This is a genomic window from Stenotrophomonas sp. GQ19 (assembly GCF_059758695.1).
Genome location: NZ_JCAXES010000027.1, coordinates 1 through 293, shown reverse-complemented (window position 1 = coordinate 293; position 293 = coordinate 1). Strand labels below are relative to the sequence as shown.

Genomic DNA, 293 nt, shown 5'->3' with positions numbered 1-293 from the left:
AAGGGTAAGTTCGAGCGCACCAAGCCGCACGTCAACGTCGGCACCATCGGTCACGTCGATCACGGCAAGACCACGCTGACCGCCGCACTGACCAAGATCGGTGCCGAGCGCTTCGGTGGCGAGTTCAAGGATTACTCCTCGATCGACGCCGCGCCGGAAGAAAAGGCACGTGGCATCACGATCTCGACCGCGCACGTCGAATACGAATCCACCGAGCGTCATTACGCCCACGTGGATTGCCCGGGCCATGCTGACTACGTCAAGAACATGATCACCGGTGCCGCCCAGATGGA

Annotated in this window: 1 protein-coding gene; it reads left to right on the top strand. The window is 61.1% G+C overall.

The genetic code is table 11. The features are described 5' to 3' along the window. The coding region (locus tag AC6CHL_RS20780; RefSeq protein ID WP_498296047.1) for a GTP-binding protein at window positions 1–293 on the top strand (293 nt) is incomplete at both ends.